Raw genomic sequence first — 16,012 nt, forward strand, 5'->3', positions numbered from 1 at the left:
TCAATTTCTCCAAGTGGTCTGACCACGAACACTACTAATATAATAATCGAAGTGTAGGGAAATTGTCCATTATATTTTCACAACCACATTTTCTTCCCCGACAATTTCACGAAGTGCTCTTAAACATTCTTCACTTGGATGAATCGATAAACTCCGAGATAATTGTACCATTTTATGTTCCTTTTCATAATAAATTAGTACTTTCGCAAAACCCGAATAGTCAAACAATAATTTTGTAACTTGATTTAAAAGCTTTTTCTCATACTGAGATGGTAATTTCACATAAACGGATGCGTCTTTCTTTTCTTCATAAGCGTCCATTTCTTGTAACGGATAGAGTCCATTTACAATCCATTGCAGCTTATGATTTCTTAGTTCAATCGTACCGTCAACTAAAACAATTGCTCCTTCTTGTAACTTGTCTGAGAAATGTATATACGTTTCCGGGAAGAGAACCGCCTCCATTTCATCATTTTGATCACAGAATGTAATAAATGCCATCTTTTGCAACTTTTTCGTACGAATCACTCTCACACTTGTTATATACACGATCGCTCTTTGTACTTTTTTCTTATGTCGCATCGCCTGAGCGAGAGATGGAATTTCTAATTCTTTTCCTAACTTTACATACTGTGCTGTCGGATAACTGGATAAATAAAAGCCAAGCGACTCTTTCTCTTTATTTAATTGTTCAATAAAAGAAAGCTCTTCTCCTTGTACGTATTTTGATTTTGGAACAGCATCTCCTAAATCACGTGCAAGATTGGCGTACTCTAACGCCCCTTTAAGGCTTTTCCATAAATTTGTTCTCGAAATACCAAAATCATCGAAACATCCTGACCAGACGAACGCCTCTAAATTTCGCTCTGTTACAAACTTTGCTGGCATACGAAGGCAAAATTCAAATAAATCTTCGAACATTTTTTTCTCACGTTCTTCTAATAATGCCGTCACTGTAGCCATTCCGATGTTTCGAATGGAAAGTAAACTGTAACGTATTGCATTCCCTTCTATTTGGAAGTTATAACCGCTTCTTTGAAGAGACGGTGGCAAAACGTGAAAACCTTTCCGCTTCGTTTCTCGTATATACTGTACAATCTTATCTTCATTTCCAATTGCACTTGATAATAATGCCGTCATAAATTCCAGCGTATAATTCGCCTTTAAGTAGGCAAGTTGATATCCAATCATACTGTAAGCTACAGCATGACTTCGGTTAAAACCATAATTTGCAAATCTTACAATTAAGTCATAAATTTTATTTGCAGACGTCTCTTCATAACCGTTTTTCAAACAACCTTGCACAAAATGCTTACGTTCCTGATCTAAAATATCACGATTCTTTTTACTCACTGCACGGCGCAATAAATCTGCTTCTCCGAGCGAAAATCCAGCTAACTTCGAGGCAATTTGCATAATTTGTTCTTGGTATACAATTACACCGTATGTTCTTTCTAAAATCGGTTTTAAATCCGGATGTAAATATTCAATTTTTCTTTTTCCGTGCTTCGATTCAATAAAGGTGGGGATTTGTTCCATCGGTCCTGGTCTGTATAACGAGTTAACAGCGACGATGTCTTCAAATTCATTCGGCTTTAACCCGCGAAGCACATTTCGCATACCACCTGATTCTAGCTGAAATACACCTGTTGTATCCCCTCTTCCTAACAGTTGAAACGTCTTTTCATCTTGAAGAGGTAACTTTCTTATATCAATTTGTTCCCCCGTTTTTTTCTCGACAAACTTTATAATATTTTCAAGTAACGTTAAATTACGTAATCCTAAAAAGTCCATCTTGAGCAATCCGAGTTCTTCTAATGCATCAGCTGGATATTGTGTAACATAAACATCGTTATGTCCTTCTTGAATTGCTACACTTCCCGTTAATGGTTCTTGACTCATAATAACACCAGCTGCATGAATAGACGTATGACGCGGTAAGCCTTCTACACGCTTTGCAATTTCAAATACACGTTCATGCAAAAGATTTCCTTGAATAAACTCACGAAGCGATTGTGATTCTTCATAAGCATCTTTTAACGTTATACCAAGCTTTGATGGGATAAGTTTTGAAAATATATCAATATCCCTCGGCGGCAGCCCCATTACACGAGCGATGTCTCTAATAGCTGCTTTCGCCGCAAGCGTACCAAACGTTACAATTTGTGCAACACGAAGCTGACCATACTTATCTTTCACATATCGAATCATCTCATCACGTCTTATATCTGGAAAATCGATATCTATATCTGGAAGTGTCACACGTTCGGGATTTAAAAATCTTTCAAATAATAAATCGTATTCAATTGGATCGATATCTGTAATTTCTAATACGTAAGAAACGAGTGAGCCAGCAGCTGATCCACGGCCTGGTCCTGTTAAAATATGATTTTCATGCGCATACTTCATAAAGTCCCATACGATAAGGAAATAATCACTAAATCCCATGCTAGAAATGACATTTAATTCATGATTCAAACGCGCTATATGTACTTCTTTCGGCGTACCATATCGTTTACGCATACCTTCTTCACAAACACGGCGCAAATACGTATCATTCGTTTCGCTAGATGGAACAGGAAATTTCGGTAATTGATTTACATGAAACGGTATTTCTACGTTACAACGTTCTGCGATTTTTGCTGTATTATAAATCGCTTCTTCTGCTTGAGAAAATAGTGCTCCCATTTCATCTGATGACTTTAAATAATATTGATCCGTTTTCAACCTCGGTCTATCTGGATCGGTCATTTTCGTTCCACTTTCAACAGATAGTAAACATTCATGAACAAGCGCATCGCTTTGATTGATGTAACGCACATCATTGGTTGCAACGACCGGAACATTTACTTTATTAATAAATTCAGGTAGCTTCTCTTGTAAAAGCAGCTCATCTTGAATCGCATGATGCTGTAAACTTATATAAAAATCACCGAACATATTTTGATATGTACGAGCTACTTCTTCAGCCTGACTCTCTTTGTCTTCTAATAATAACTGTTCAATTTCTCCATCTTTCCCTGGTGAAATTGCAATTAGCCCTTTCGCATAATGCGCCAGCCATTTCTTCGGAATACCTTCTTTTGATTTCGTCATAATGCTACTAGAAATCTTTAATAAATTTTGATAGCCTATTTCATTTTCAGCAAGTAAGAGAAGCGGATAAGATCTTTCTTCTTCTTCACTAAAAATAGAAGCTGTTAAGCCGATAATAGGCTGTATACCATTTTTCTTACATGCTTTATAAAATGGTATAACGCCATACATAACATTTTCATCCGTAATAGCCAGTGATGAAAAACCAAGTTCTTTCGCCCTGACTACAAGCTCGTCAATTTTACAAGCACTTTTTAATAAACTAAAAACGGTTTGACATTGTAAATGCACAAACTTCACTGTTGTACCCTCTCTTTACCTATTTGACTACTTTTATTATAGGTGAAGAGGAAAGCGGAAATCAAAACATACTTCTTATACTTTGTCCATATATATGAAGAAGAAAGGGGAATGACGATGGATGTAAGAGAACATACTTTTTTCTCTCTGCTTATTATTAGTTATTTTATTGCCTTTGGGGTTATACTTGGCGGTTCATTAATTGGCGGATTTGGTGCATTTCTTATCGGAAAACCAGCTCTAACTTATATTAATCAGTTTGCTCAAAATTTAAGAATTTGGGCACTTGTTGCAGCAATTGGCGGAACATTCGATACTTTTTACAGCTTTGAAAGAAGTTTTTTTGGCGGAGATATGAAAGATATCGTAAAACAAATTCTCCTTATTTTTTTCGCAACTGGTGGCATGCAAACAGGTCTTACTATTATTAAATGGCTAACGCAGGAACATGTATGAGAGTACCAAGTGCCAATACAGCTAAAAGATGGTATTTAGTTTTAGCTGGTGCTGCTGTTGGAGGCGTGTTGAGTTGGTTTATTTTTTTGTACATATACGGTGTTTTTCAACAAGAACAAGCTAGTAAAATAGCACAGCAACGAGAAATTATAGAAAAGCAAGAAGCAAAACTCCACGTCCTTCTCGAAGATCAAGAAAAATTGAACACAGAAAACAAACGGCTCTTAACCATTCAAGAGATTAAAATAAAAATTATAAATCGAGAAAAATACGATTTAGACAACCTTACACTCGAAAATATGACCACTTCTATCCATAATGACCTTCAACATCTTTTAACGAAAAACATTCAAAGTATCGCAAAAAATAAAGACCTTCTCAAAAAAGCAATCGAAAATAAATCGTACAAACATTACGATCGTATATATCGTTTTAAAGTCGATACAATATCTTTTGATACTGTGCTTGAAATTAGCATTGCTATAGAGAAAGAAAAATAAAAAAGAAGGCGGGTCTTAGCGACGCTCCTTCTTTTTGTTTTACTATATAACCTCTTATTTACAAATCTCACATAAATCAGCAAAAAGACGATCCGCTTCTTCCCAAGAAGATGCTTTTGCACCTGAAGCCATCGGATGCCCTCCACCGTTATATTGCATTGCTAATTTATTTATAACTGGCCCTTTTGAACGAAGACGAACACGAATCACATCATCTTCCTCTAAAAACAGAACCCAGGCCTTTAATCCATCAATATTGCCAAGCGCTCCGACAACACCAGATGCTTCAGAAGGAAGTACATCAAACTGTTCTAATACTTCTTTCGTTAATTTAATGTAAGCTGCTCCTTCTTCAACCATCGTAAAGTTTTGTAAAATATGGCCGTTTAAACGAGCAATCTTTTCTTTCGTCTTGTACATTTCATTGTATAAATCTGTGAATTTCACACCCATATCAACAAGCTCACTTACGTAACGAAGTGTTTTCGCTGTTGTATTTGGGAATAAGAAACGACCTGTATCTCCAACAATTCCTGCTAAAATAAGGCGGGCTGCTTCTGTTGTTATCTTTAATCCTTTATCTTTTCCGTAACTGTAAAACTCATAAATCATTTCACTTGTAGAACTCGCTGTCGTATCTACCCACGTAATATCTCCGTACGGATCTTCATTCGGATGATGATCAATTTTAATTAACATCTTCCCTTTTGTATAGCGTTGATCACAAACACGTTCTTGGTTCGCAGTATCACAAACGATAACAAGTGCATCTTCATATACACTATCTTCAATATCATCCATTACTCGTAAAAACGATAAAGAAGGCTCATTGTACCCAACCATATAAATATTTTTCTCTGGAAACGATTCTTGCAAAATTGTACCAAGACCACACTGAGAACCTAACGCATCTGGATCCGGACGCACATGACGATGAATAATAATTGTATCAAACTCTTTAATTGCTCCTAAAATTTGCTCATGCATATGTATAATCTCCTTTTCATTCAACTTCTTCACTTTATCCTCCATTATAACGGAAAGTATTTCATACATGCGAACAATTGCTTTATAATAAAAGTTAGAAAGTTTAGATATTTCTTCTCCACTATTATTTTTCACAAAGCGATGGGAGTGTGCATTATGCCAGTATTAGTCTTCTGTATTATCGTCTCATTTATGTTGTACCTCTTCTACAAAACAAAATACTTTCGTACAAACCGCCCGATGGAGAAAGGTTGGCTCTCTGGAAAATCTGCAATGGCACTCGGTTCATTCGTCTTGTTTTTCGGGATCAACCAATTCTTTTTAGAACTTTCAACTGCCCGTATGATCGTTGGTGTTTTATTCGTTCTATTTGGTAGTGCAAGTGCATTTAATGGATTTCGCCAATACAAACATTTCTTACCGTTAGCAGTTCAAGAGGCCGAATCTTATGAAACAACGTAAAAAAGCATCAACATTGTGATGCTTTTTTACGTCCTCTAACTTTCAAAATCATATATGCAACAAACGCAGAAGGTATATTGAATGGATTGCCTTGCACATGAAAATGTAATTGTTCTTCTTCAAAAGACATTTTTTCATATAATTCTCGCTGAGATAATCCTGTCCGTTTCTTTTTTTCATTCAAACCTTGTATGTATAAATATTGAATCGGTATCATCACAAGAAAGTAAAAGAGTGCGACACCACCAAAAAAGAGCACTTCTGATGACATATGGCATACCACCTTCCTAAAATCCATTTCCTTACAATATAAGTATAACATGGTATATAGTTGATATGAATTAATATTCTGTCTTTTCACATTACCTTCCCACTAATTTTTCCCGCTCCACCTTACACATATTCCGCTAAACCTCACATCTTTAATAATAATTTCCAAACTCAAACTAATAAAAAAAGATAGAACAAATCAAAACGATTTGTTCTATCTTTTTATTTATCGATTAACTGCACCATAAGTAATGCTTTTCCTACAACATTACCTTCATGATGCACTTCTACATCAACCTTACCAAATTTACGTCCAATTTCTAATACTTTCGGATGAACGGATACAACATTATCAATTTGAACTGGCTTTACGAAATAAATCGTTAAGTTCTCAACAATTAAATCGCTCTTCTTTTGCGCACGAATAACACGGTTCGTCGCTTCCGTCACAATTGTTGCAAATACACCGTACGATAACGTTCCGATCGAATTCGTCATCTGCGGTGTCACTGAAAATTGATACAAATGCTCATTTTTTGCTTCTTTCGGCGTCATAAATTGATTCGTTACAATGTCATCAATTGTTTCGCCGACTTGTGGTTGACGTTGAATCATTTGCAACGCCTGCAGTACATCTTGACGGCTAATAATACCTTGCAGTTTATTCCCTTCATCCACAACAGGAAGTAATTCAATGCCTTCCCATACCATCATACGCGCTGCGGCTGCGACAGACATTTTACCATTCACTGTAATTGGATGTTTTGTCATGACTTTATCAATCGGTGTTTCTTTCGCTACACCAATCATATCTTTTGAAGTTACGATACCTAGCACTTTTTTATTTTCATCGACAATTGGATATCTTCCGTGCATTGTCTCTTCATTATACGCATGCCATTGCTGTACTTTATCATCTGGCTTTAAATATAGTGTCTCTTCAATTGGCGTTAAAATATCTTCGACGAGTACAATCTCTTTCTTAATAAGCTGATCGTAAATCGCACGATTAATTAACGTTGCAACCGTAAATGTATCATAGCTACTTGAAATAATCGGTAGCTTTAATTCATCTGCTAATTTCTTCACATAATCTTCCGTATCAAATCCGCCCGTAATTAACACCGCTGCCCCAGCTTCTAGCGCTAATTGATGTGCATTCGTACGGTTACCGATAATAAGTAAATTTCCTGCTTCTGTATAGCGCATCATCGCTTCTAATTTCATAGCCCCGATTACAAATTTATTTAATGTTTTATGTAGCCCTTCTCTACCCCCAAGTACTTGACCATCGACAATGTTAACGACTTCTGCATATGTCAGTTTTTCGATATTCTCTTTCTTTTTTTGTTCAATTCGAATTGTTCCGACACGTTCAATTGTACTAACATACCCTTTATTTTCTGCATCTTTAATTGCACGATAAGCTGTCCCTTCACTTACACTCAAATCTTTCGCAATTTGCCTTACAGAAATTTTATGCCCTACTGGCAGACTATTAATATGTTCTAAAATTTGATTATGTTTGGTAGCCAAATGGTTTCACCATACTTTCTTTTCCCTAAATTCTTCATGTGTTGTATTTTCAGTATACTATATTTTCAAAACTGTTACACTCTCTCTTTCTATATCTGTACTATTTTTTTTATAACAAAATGACCCTTACATTCCATTAGTCACTCTATTACAACAATGTAATGCTATTGTCACCTCATTCGATAGTTAGTCCACTCGATTCCCTATACAATTAAGACAAGAAATGAAACAAAGGAGCGAATATATGATGAAAAAATTTTTAGAGGTTATTGGTGCTGTATTTTTAGCTTTCGTAGACGGGAAAAAAGTTGCAATGGAATTGAATGAAACACCTGAACAGCCACGTACAAAAAGAAAAGAATCATCAAAACAAGTTCAATCTTTAAAAGCTATCCTACACACGTAAAAACCCTTCACTTGTCTTTCCAAATGAAGGGTTCCTTTTCTATAATGTAATACTTTCACCAGCGTCTAATACTTTCCCTGTACAATTTTGTAGCTTTTCAACAAATTGATATGGATCTTGTTCAATAACCGGGAACGTATTGTAATGCATCGGTACAACTATTTTCGCATTAATCCATTTTGCAGCTAAAACAGCATCTTCTGGTCCCATTGTAAAATTATCACCAATCGGTAAAAATGCTACATCAATATTATTCAGTTCTCCAATTAATTTCATATCAGAGAACAATGCAGTATCTCCTGCATGATATACCGTTTTCTCTTCTGCTGTAAATAAAATCCCCGCTGGCATACCTGTATATGTAATTGTCTTATTTTCTTCATCAATATGACTAGAACCGTGGAATGCTTGTGTAAATTTCACTTTTCCGAAGTCAAATTCATGTGCACCACCAATATGCATCGGATGTGTATTTACACCTTGCCAACTTAAAAATGTCGCCAGTTCAAATGGTGCTACAACAACTGCATTATTTTTCTTCGCAAGCTCTACTGTATCCCCAACATGATCACCATGACCGTGCGATAAAAGAATCGCATCCACTTTTACATCTTCAGCTTTTAAATCTGTTGCCGGATTTCCCGTTAAAAATGGGTCAATTAAAATCACTTTTCCATTCGTTTCAATCTTTACAACTGAATGCCCGTGATAAGATACTTTCATTATTACATTCCTCCCCTATTCACATTCTCACTTTTTATTCTACATGATTTCTCAATTCCCTGTCTTTTCTAACATCTATTTACTTGTCATAACGCTTTCATCCGATGTAAAGTTATATTTGTAATTAAATATCTCGGGGGTGCCAATCGATGAATGCTAGATTAGAAAATTTAATGCAATGGCTAAAAGAAAAAAATATAGAAGCTGCGTTCCTAACTTCTACACCAAACGTTTTCTACATGACGAACTTCCATTGTGAGCCACACGAACGACTACTTGGTATGTTTGTATTCCAAGAAAAAGAACCGATTTTAATTTGTCCTAAAATGGAAGAAGGCCAAGCACGCAACGCTGGCTGGGCACATGAAATTATCGGATTTACTGATACAGACAGACCGTGGGATATGATTGCAAAAGCAATGAAGGACCGCGGCATCAATGCAAATGCTGTTGCAATTGAAAAAGAACATTTAAACGTTGAACGCTACGAAGAATTAACGAAATTATTCCCAAATGCAGCTTTCAAATCTGCTGAAGAGAAAGTACGCGAGCTTCGTTTAATTAAAGATGAAAAAGAACTTTCTATTTTACGCGAAGCAGCTAAAATGGCAGACTATGCTGTTGAAGTTGGTGTAAACGCAATTAAAGAAAACCGCAGCGAGCTAGAAGTATTAGCAATCATTGAGCACGAATTAAAAACAAAGGGCATACATAAAATGTCATTTGATACGATGGTATTAGCAGGTGCAAACTCTGCTCTTCCACACGGTATTCCAGGTGCTAACAAAATGAAACGCGGTGATTTCGTACTATTTGATTTAGGCGTAATCATTGACGGCTATTGCTCTGACATTACACGTACAGTAGCATTCGGCGAACTTTCTGAAGAACAAACTCGCATTTACAACACTGTACTTGCTGGACAACTACAAGCAGTTGAAGCATGTAAACCAGGTGTTACACTTGGCGCAATCGACAACGCTGCTCGTTCTGTTATCGCAGATGCAGGTTACGGCGACTTCTTCCCGCACCGCCTTGGTCACGGACTTGGAATTAGCGTACACGAATATCCAGATGTAAAAGCTGGAAACGAATCTCCATTAAAAGAAGGTATGGTCTTCACAATCGAGCCAGGTATTTACGTACCAAACGTAGGCGGCGTTCGTATTGAAGATGATATTTACATCACAAAAGACGGATCAGAAATTTTAACGAAGTTCCCTAAAGAATTACAATTTGTGAAATAATAAAAAAGGCAGCGTGATTGCTGCCTTTTTTTATTTGTCTACTATTTCAAATTTCTCTACAATCATTTTTGCTGGATAGCTTTCAATTATTTGAGAAGACCATACTTTTATCTTATTTCCTGTTTTTAGTTGATTATATGCGTGTTTATCCTTAAAGCTCAACACTATATCTGATGGATGCTCTTTATTCATTTGTTGTTCTATATAATTTTGCAACTCAACCTTCATCTCAAAAGTTTTATCACCTATAAAATATACCCTATCATTTTTCAATATTACGTATCCTTCTTTAGTCACTGTTTGCTCCACAGTTGTGCTTATTTGAGGGCTAGTACACGCTGATAAAATTATTAAAAAAACATATAAATAAGCCATTAAAGAGTTTCTCTTCATAATGACCCTCCATTCAAAAGCACTTATTTCTTGTCTAATTCTTCTCAATGCCTATATGCAAAGAAACTAAATGCGAAATTGAAAAATTATTACAAGAGCTGCCCCAATATTATTAAAAAAGAAGGCCACTCAAAAAGTGCCTTCTTCAATTTCACTAATATTCAATTGAAATTTCACGATCCAAACTGAGAAAAGATGGACGAGAAGCGCAAACGCCATGCATGCTCCGCTTAAAAAAGTTAGTATAGGATGCGAATACACGTGCGCTAATCCATAAGATATCGCCACGAAAAACATTGTTATGTAAATATAAATTGCTCCATGTATTTGCCTCATATAAACCTCCTTTTCCCATATTATAACATAAATTTTCTGATTATTCACATTAATTACTTGTAATCAATATTTCTCAACTGTTACACCTCTTACAGCAGCCTTAATATACGGTGACCCTTGTAAACTTTGTAAATTTTTTAGTTTGAAGCTTTTCATCTCATTATAGTTTGCCCTAAAATATTTTTGAAATCCCACTTTATTTTCACTTAAAGATATCCAAACATACCACGACTCCTTATGCTCTCCTCTCTATATACTGTTTGAGAGCATAAAATGTATATTGTTTTTCTAAAAAATGTTCATAATAAAAAGCACATCTATTTTAATGTGCTTTTATTATTTCATCGCTTCTTTCACAACATCTTGAATCATAACAACTTCTGTTTTCATATCAACAGATGGTGCTTCTTCATCAATACATTCACACCAAAATTCCAAGTGCTTTTTATCAATTTCATGATGAGAATTTTCGACAAGAGCCCCGCCTTCTCCTTGCGCAGAATACCAATATAAGTACTCTTCTCCATCTCTTATTTCCCGGAAAATTGTCTCTACATACATCTTTTCGTCGTTTAATGTCAAAAGTACTTCTTTCATATTGTCATTAAGAAGCTGCATCCATTCATCTACACGATGACTTTTTCCAGGCTTCACTTTAAATCTTGTTAATTCTACATTCATTTTTATTCCCCCGTTTTCTTACGCACAAACAATCTATATTCTATTGGATTATAAAAACTTAATTTACTAGCTAATTTTTGCGAAGGAATATTAGCTACATTACAATCCCAGCACGGTGTAATATCATTTTGCATGCAATGTTCAATGAACCGTTTTGCAACAGCTTGAGCTAACCCTTTCCCTTGATACGCTTCATGCGTCACAATATCAATTTCAGCAAATCCATTCCCGCTAAATATCGAAACACATTCCGCTACGATCATCCCATTTTGTTCTATACAAAATCCAAAACCATTATCCAAAAACGCTTCGGTTGATCCCAAATATTCTTTATAATATTCCTCTGTAAATTCATTGCTTTGTGCTATATCTTTTCTATCAATACGCTTCACTTCATATGTATTTTTGTTACAATCTCGTTTTCTCTCTTCAAAGGTTACGCTTTGAAATTTCATTCGCGGGATGTTCCGAAGTGCATTACTAAAACGCTCTTCTATCATCATTTCCCACTCTTCACTCGAAGTGAACACTGTAAATCACTTCTCTTTTTTTCAATAGCTGTTTTTATATACGAAAATAGCTCTTCGTTATAACTTTCATCTTGCGTATTACCAAATACATAATAAATGCCATTAGCTGTACAAATTAGTCCCGCTGTTAACTTCTCATTTGTAAAAACCTCACCATCTATCATTTGGTCACATACCGCATAAGCAAACGTCGTCGTTCTTGTAAGACTTTCTAAAACCGGAAGGATTTTTCTATACTCGGCTACAGATAATTTTTTCATAATCGCTCCACTTTAATTGTATCAGCCTCTATATTTTCGAAACAAAGATTTACCGTTCTCTTTAATGCTCTCGTTCTATGAATCGTACATGCTGGAATTAAAATAGAATCATTTGGCTTTAATACCGCTGTTTCTCCATCTTCAAAATCAATAAGTAATTCTCCCTCTAACACAATAAATAATTCATCCGAATTAGAATGATAGTGCCAATCATATTCACCAATAAATACAGCGATTCGTAAGCAATGACTGTTCACATTTGAAACGACAAAGTTTTTATGTTGATCTTGAATGTCCTTCGTTAATTCTATTAAGTTCACAGTTTCCATCTTTCGTCCCATCCTTTCATGAGTCAAAAACTAATTTAGTCTCCACCACCTCCGCAATCGCCTCCACCATCACTTGAGCTGCTACAATCATTGCTACTGTAGTCGCCAAATCCACTTGATGAGCTTGAATCGTATGAAGATTTTTTTCTCTTTTTTCTTTTCCTATCTCTCTTACTTTCATGACTAGGCCATACTTTACTAAAGAATATAACAAATAAAACTAATTCTATTACAGCAAGTATAAATACTAAAATACTCTCAATAATATTGGGAGTTATCCCAAAACTGTAAAACACGCCAAATGAACACATACATAAAATTACATACAGAGCCATACAAATATACCGAAAAGTTTTTTCTATCATAATGACTACTTTTTTTGAAACAGGTATGTTCTGTTCCTGTTTTTTCTTTATGTATTTCTTTTTTCTAGCTTGCTTTTTTTTTCTGCTTTTTCTCCCCATCGAATCCCCTCTTTTTTATTATATAATTCTAAATTATCATAATAAGGGTCGATTAACATCAATAAATACCAATTTTTACATGTTATTGCCCATAAAAAAAGACCCTCCCCATAAAAAGGAAGGTCTCGCATATATCTCTATTATGATAAAGCAGGAGCTTTTTCAAGAAGCTCTTTCGCATCAGCGTATTGTAAGCCGTGAGCTTCTGCAACCGCTTCGAATGTTACATATCCATCTAATGTGTTAATACCTTTTAATAATGCAGCGTTGCCTAAGCAAGCATCTTTATAGCCTTTGTTCGCAATTTGTACTGCATATGGTACTGTTACGTTTGTTAATGCAAGAGTTGATGTACGTGGAACCGCACCTGGCATATTAGCAACTGCATAATGAACAACGCCATGTTTTTCGTAAGTTGGGTTGTCATGAGTTGTAATACGGTCAGTTGTTTCGAAAATACCACCTTGGTCAATCGCGATATCTACAACGACAGAACCTGGTTCCATTGATTGAATCATTTCTTCAGTTACAAGTTTTGGTGCTTTTGCACCTGGAATTAATACTGCTCCAATTACAAGGTCAGATTCTTTTACAGCTTCTGCAATGTTGTATGGATTAGACATTAACGTTTTTACTTGGTTACCGAAAATGTCATCTAATTGACGAAGACGTTCTGCACTTAAGTCGATGATTGTTACATCTGCACCTAAACCTACTGCAATCTTCGCTGCGTTTGTACCAGCTTGACCACCGCCGATAATTGTTACTTTGCCGCGTTTTACCCCTGGAACGCCTGCAAGTAAAATACCTTTACCACCTTTGTTTTTCTCAAGGAATTGTGCACCGATTTGCGCAGCCATACGACCTGCAACTTCACTCATAGGCGCAAGTAATGGTAATGAACGATTATCTAATTGTACTGTTTCGTATGCAATTGATGCGACTTTGTTATCGATTAATGCTTTCGTTAATTCTGGCTCTGGAGCTAAGTGTAAGTATGTGAATAAAATTAAACCTTCGCGGAAGTAACCATATTCACTTGCAACTGGCTCTTTTACCTTCATAACCATATCTTGATTCCATGCTTCTTCAGCAGTTTCAACAAGTTTCGCACCAGCTTGTACGTATTCTTCATCCGTAAAGCCTGATCCTATACCTGCTCCTTTTTGAACAAAAACTTCATGACCATTTTGCACTAAATGTACAGCTCCCGCTGGCGTCATTGCCACGCGGTTTTCATTGTTTTTAATTTCTGTTGGAATACCGATACGCATTATTAGTTCCCCCTTGAGTTATGAAATGACCCCTGAATCATTTTTTAAAGCGCTTTCTACGCTCTTATATTTTAACATAATATCTCAATATTTGACAAAAAATAAGACAAGTTTTCCGATAGATTTAATCTTACATTAAAGGACAGTATTATCCGCACCTTTCAGTATAAAGGATAAACTGTCCAATTATTCGAAACTTCACTTTATTTAATTCTATCGATGTCTATGAATAACATCCACTGCACCGGTTACTTCAATAATTGTACCGGTGATCATATCGGAATCGTCCTCACATAAAAACGAAATAGTTCTTGCGATATCTTCACCTGTTCCAGATCTACCAATTGGTGTTTTATGTTCTTTCTGCTGACGCGCTTCTTGAATTGTCGCCTCTTTCATTTCACCAATAATATCACCAGGACATACCATGTTCGCAGTAATACCATATTCCGCTTCTTCGTAAGCAACTGTTTTCGTTAATGAAACAAGTCCTACTTTCGCTGCCGCAAAAGCTGAGCGATAAATCCATCCCGGCGCACTATCTGCCCCTTGGAATCCGTAATTAATAATACGGCCAAAGTTCTGTTTTCTCATAACCGGAATGACAAGTTTTAATAAATGAAATACCGCTGTTAAATTGCCCTGAATCATTTCATTCCATTCATCTTCTTCATAATCGACTAACTTTTTTCGTTCAAATACATATGGACCAGCATTATTAATTAAAAAGTCAACTTTGCCAAAACGGCTTATCGCTTCTTCTACCATTTTATGTAAATCTTCCTTTTTCGTGACATCAGCTTGCACGAACTGTAGACGTTCTTCCACATTTTTATATGTTTCTTTCATTGTTTCCATAGCCGCTATATCGCTATGATACGTTACTGTTACTGAATAGCCTTTAGCCAATAACTTTTCTGTTACTTGCTTTCCTAAACCTTTCGTACCGGCTGTAATGAGCGCGTGTCTCACAAACATGCCCTCCTTTTAAATTGCTATATTTCATATGTAACAAGTTCTAGCTCCAATTACAACTAAAATGAATTGAAATAAAGTTTTCAAAATTCTGTAACGTTTTCGGCAAGCACATTACCAAAATTTGTTTTATAATAAAGTTGTAAACGGTAATAAAAATGATTGGGAGGAATTTACTATGAATAATACATATACAAATATTTTGATTGCAGTGGATGGTTCTAAAGAAGCAGAAAAGGCGTTTAAAAAAGCAATCCAAGTCGCAAAACGAAACAATGCAACATTAACAATTGCTCATATCGTTGATGTAAAAGCGTACTCAGCAGTAGAAGCTTATAGCCGCGCAATTGCTGAACGTGCAAATCTATTTGCAGAAGACTTATTAGAAGACTACAAAAAAACTGCGCTTGAAGCTGGCCTTGAAAAAATTGAAACTGTATTAGAATTTGGTAATCCTAAATCTAAAATTTCAAAAGAAATCGCTCCAAACCATAAAGTAGATTTAATTATGTGTGGTGCAACTGGTTTAAATGCCGTTGAGCGTTTCCTAATTGGTAGCGTCTCTGAACATATTATTCGCTATGCGAAATGCGATGTCCTTGTTGTTCGTGGTGATGAGGAGCAAGGTGATCTTTAATTTATAAATAGTCCCTATGCTTTACCGAAGGACAATAATAATGAAAAAGGAGTGGGGAATTCACTCCTTTTTCATTACAACAATTAGTGATTAAAACCATGAGAAATAGGCGTATCAAGCAAAGTGCTGGTACACCTTAAAACTTACATT

At 35.8% G+C, this 16,012-nt stretch carries 18 protein-coding genes and 2 pseudogenes; 6 read left to right on the forward strand and 14 right to left on the reverse strand.

Going from position 1 to position 16,012, the window contains the following annotated elements; all coding sequences use genetic code 11:
* Window positions 1-69: 69 nt before the first annotated feature.
* Window positions 70-3,396: a DNA polymerase III subunit alpha gene (dnaE, locus tag ACQKNI_RS11215; protein ID WP_088230828.1), complete on the reverse strand. Its 3,327-nt coding sequence runs from the start codon at window positions 3,394-3,396 to the stop codon at window positions 70-72.
* 42 nt (window positions 3,397-3,438) lie between these two features.
* Here dnaE and ACQKNI_RS11220 point away from each other — a divergent pair, with 42 nt between their 5' ends.
* Window positions 3,439-3,852, forward strand: coding sequence for a YtrH family sporulation protein (locus ACQKNI_RS11220; RefSeq protein WP_140417364.1), 414 nt, complete (start codon window positions 3,439-3,441; stop codon window positions 3,850-3,852).
* A complete protein-coding gene (gene ytrI, locus ACQKNI_RS11225; protein WP_088230830.1) occupies window positions 3,849-4,352 on the forward strand; it encodes a sporulation membrane protein YtrI in 504 nt (167 codons plus the stop codon). Before ACQKNI_RS11220 ends, ytrI begins: the two co-directional genes overlap by 4 nt.
* Before the next feature lie 54 nt (window positions 4,353-4,406).
* Here ytrI and ACQKNI_RS11230 read toward each other — a convergent pair whose 3' ends face one another.
* A complete protein-coding gene (locus ACQKNI_RS11230) occupies window positions 4,407-5,339 on the reverse strand; it encodes a DHH family phosphoesterase (protein ID WP_088230831.1) in 933 nt (310 codons plus the stop codon).
* A 156-nt stretch (window positions 5,340-5,495) separates the two neighbouring features.
* Between ACQKNI_RS11230 and ACQKNI_RS11235 the strand changes: the two genes are divergently transcribed.
* Window positions 5,496-5,801: a YtpI family protein gene (locus tag ACQKNI_RS11235; protein ID WP_088230832.1), complete on the forward strand. Its 306-nt coding sequence runs from the start codon at window positions 5,496-5,498 to the stop codon at window positions 5,799-5,801.
* A 7-nt stretch (window positions 5,802-5,808) separates the two neighbouring features.
* On the opposite strand, the gene ACQKNI_RS11240 is transcribed toward ACQKNI_RS11235, so the two are convergent.
* Both ACQKNI_RS11240 and ACQKNI_RS11245 read right to left on the reverse strand, forming a co-directional pair.
* On the reverse strand, window positions 5,809-6,072 hold the full coding sequence (locus ACQKNI_RS11240; protein WP_140417365.1) for a DUF3949 domain-containing protein: 264 nt from the start codon (window positions 6,070-6,072) through the stop codon (window positions 5,809-5,811).
* A 221-nt stretch (window positions 6,073-6,293) separates the two neighbouring features.
* Window positions 6,294-7,607, reverse strand: coding sequence for a CBS domain-containing protein (locus tag ACQKNI_RS11245; RefSeq protein WP_088230833.1), 1,314 nt, complete (start codon window positions 7,605-7,607; stop codon window positions 6,294-6,296).
* A gap of 244 nt (window positions 7,608-7,851) precedes the next feature.
* Here ACQKNI_RS11245 and ACQKNI_RS11250 point away from each other — a divergent pair, with 244 nt between their 5' ends.
* Entirely contained in the window at window positions 7,852-8,013 is a 162-nt protein-coding gene (locus ACQKNI_RS11250; protein ID WP_088230834.1) for a hypothetical protein, read from the forward strand.
* A gap of 39 nt (window positions 8,014-8,052) precedes the next feature.
* Here the strand turns inward: ACQKNI_RS11250 and ACQKNI_RS11255 are convergent, their stop codons facing one another.
* Window positions 8,053-8,736: a metal-dependent hydrolase gene (locus ACQKNI_RS11255; protein WP_088230835.1), complete on the reverse strand. Its 684-nt coding sequence runs from the start codon at window positions 8,734-8,736 to the stop codon at window positions 8,053-8,055.
* A gap of 149 nt (window positions 8,737-8,885) precedes the next feature.
* On the opposite strand from ACQKNI_RS11255, the gene pepQ reads away from it, so the two are divergent.
* Window positions 8,886-9,983 (forward strand): Xaa-Pro dipeptidase, encoded by a 1,098-nt coding sequence (gene pepQ, locus ACQKNI_RS11260; RefSeq protein ID WP_088230836.1) that lies wholly within the window; start codon window positions 8,886-8,888, stop codon window positions 9,981-9,983.
* Window positions 9,984-10,013: 30 nt separating this feature from the next.
* Here pepQ and ACQKNI_RS11265 read toward each other — a convergent pair whose 3' ends face one another.
* The 9 genes and pseudogenes from ACQKNI_RS11265 to ACQKNI_RS11305 all read right to left on the reverse strand — a co-directional run bounded on the left by ACQKNI_RS11265 (window position 10,014) and on the right by ACQKNI_RS11305 (window position 15,222).
* Window positions 10,014-10,376, reverse strand: coding sequence for a DUF3221 domain-containing protein (locus tag ACQKNI_RS11265; RefSeq protein ID WP_088230837.1), 363 nt, complete (start codon window positions 10,374-10,376; stop codon window positions 10,014-10,016).
* A 129-nt stretch (window positions 10,377-10,505) separates the two neighbouring features.
* A complete protein-coding gene (locus ACQKNI_RS11270) occupies window positions 10,506-10,712 on the reverse strand; it encodes a hypothetical protein (protein ID WP_140417366.1) in 207 nt (68 codons plus the stop codon).
* 63 nt (window positions 10,713-10,775) lie between these two features.
* Window positions 10,776-10,850 (reverse strand): annotated as a pseudogene (locus ACQKNI_RS11275) (anti sigma factor C-terminal domain-containing protein); the annotation flags it as partial.
* Between the two features lie 198 nt (window positions 10,851-11,048).
* A complete protein-coding gene (locus ACQKNI_RS11280; protein ID WP_088230839.1) occupies window positions 11,049-11,393 on the reverse strand; it encodes a DUF6176 family protein in 345 nt (114 codons plus the stop codon).
* A 2-nt stretch (window positions 11,394-11,395) separates the two neighbouring features.
* A pseudogene (locus ACQKNI_RS11285) lies at window positions 11,396-12,183 on the reverse strand (GNAT family N-acetyltransferase).
* Window positions 12,180-12,512, reverse strand: coding sequence for a cupin domain-containing protein (locus ACQKNI_RS11290; RefSeq protein ID WP_088230841.1), 333 nt, complete (start codon window positions 12,510-12,512; stop codon window positions 12,180-12,182). The pseudogene ACQKNI_RS11285 and the gene ACQKNI_RS11290 overlap by 4 nt, the downstream one beginning before the upstream one ends.
* Window positions 12,513-12,547: 35 nt before the next feature.
* Window positions 12,548-12,976, reverse strand: a complete 429-nt coding sequence (locus ACQKNI_RS11295; protein ID WP_098356946.1) for a hypothetical protein — start codon at window positions 12,974-12,976, stop codon at window positions 12,548-12,550.
* A 140-nt stretch (window positions 12,977-13,116) separates the two neighbouring features.
* Window positions 13,117-14,250, reverse strand: coding sequence for an alanine dehydrogenase (gene ald / locus ACQKNI_RS11300; RefSeq protein WP_098253185.1), 1,134 nt, complete (start codon window positions 14,248-14,250; stop codon window positions 13,117-13,119).
* A 213-nt stretch (window positions 14,251-14,463) separates the two neighbouring features.
* On the reverse strand, window positions 14,464-15,222 hold the full coding sequence (locus tag ACQKNI_RS11305; RefSeq protein WP_141524791.1) for an SDR family oxidoreductase: 759 nt from the start codon (window positions 15,220-15,222) through the stop codon (window positions 14,464-14,466).
* Between the two features lie 181 nt (window positions 15,223-15,403).
* On the opposite strand from ACQKNI_RS11305, the gene ACQKNI_RS11310 reads away from it, so the two are divergent.
* Window positions 15,404-15,862 carry a universal stress protein gene (locus tag ACQKNI_RS11310; RefSeq protein WP_001066672.1) on the forward strand — a complete coding sequence of 153 codons (459 nt, stop codon included), beginning with the start codon at window positions 15,404-15,406 and terminating at the stop codon, window positions 15,860-15,862.
* Window positions 15,863-16,012 lie beyond the last annotated feature (150 nt).

Origin of the sequence: Bacillus sp. NPDC094064 (assembly GCF_050279585.1) — a bacterium.
In the GTDB taxonomy this organism is placed as follows: domain Bacteria; phylum Bacillota; class Bacilli; order Bacillales; family Bacillaceae_G; genus Bacillus_A.

Coding starts and splice junctions, on each gene's coding strand:
- ytrI (WP_088230830.1), top strand. CDS start 3,849: ATGAGAGTACCAAGTGCCAATACAGCTAAAAGATGGTATTTAGTTTTA.
- ACQKNI_RS11230 (WP_088230831.1), bottom strand. CDS start 5,339: ATGCATGAGCAAATTTTAGGAGCAATTAAAGAGTTTGATACAATTATT.
- ACQKNI_RS11235 (WP_088230832.1), top strand. CDS start 5,496: ATGCCAGTATTAGTCTTCTGTATTATCGTCTCATTTATGTTGTACCTC.
- ACQKNI_RS11240 (WP_140417365.1), bottom strand. CDS start 6,072: ATGTCATCAGAAGTGCTCTTTTTTGGTGGTGTCGCACTCTTTTACTTT.
- ACQKNI_RS11250 (WP_088230834.1), top strand. CDS start 7,852: ATGATGAAAAAATTTTTAGAGGTTATTGGTGCTGTATTTTTAGCTTTC.
- ACQKNI_RS11255 (WP_088230835.1), bottom strand. CDS start 8,736: ATGAAAGTATCTTATCACGGGCATTCAGTTGTAAAGATTGAAACGAAT.
- pepQ (WP_088230836.1), top strand. CDS start 8,886: ATGAATGCTAGATTAGAAAATTTAATGCAATGGCTAAAAGAAAAAAAT.
- ACQKNI_RS11265 (WP_088230837.1), bottom strand. CDS start 10,376: ATGAAGAGAAACTCTTTAATGGCTTATTTATATGTTTTTTTAATAATT.
- ACQKNI_RS11270 (WP_140417366.1), bottom strand. CDS start 10,712: ATGAGGCAAATACATGGAGCAATTTATATTTACATAACAATGTTTTTC.
- ACQKNI_RS11280 (WP_088230839.1), bottom strand. CDS start 11,393: ATGAATGTAGAATTAACAAGATTTAAAGTGAAGCCTGGAAAAAGTCAT.
- ACQKNI_RS11290 (WP_088230841.1), bottom strand. CDS start 12,512: ATGGAAACTGTGAACTTAATAGAATTAACGAAGGACATTCAAGATCAA.
- ACQKNI_RS11295 (WP_098356946.1), bottom strand. CDS start 12,976: ATGGGGAGAAAAAGCAGAAAAAAAAAGCAAGCTAGAAAAAAGAAATAC.
- ald (WP_098253185.1), bottom strand. CDS start 14,250: ATGCGTATCGGTATTCCAACAGAAATTAAAAACAATGAAAACCGCGTG.
- ACQKNI_RS11310 (WP_001066672.1), top strand. CDS start 15,404: ATGAATAATACATATACAAATATTTTGATTGCAGTGGATGGTTCTAAA.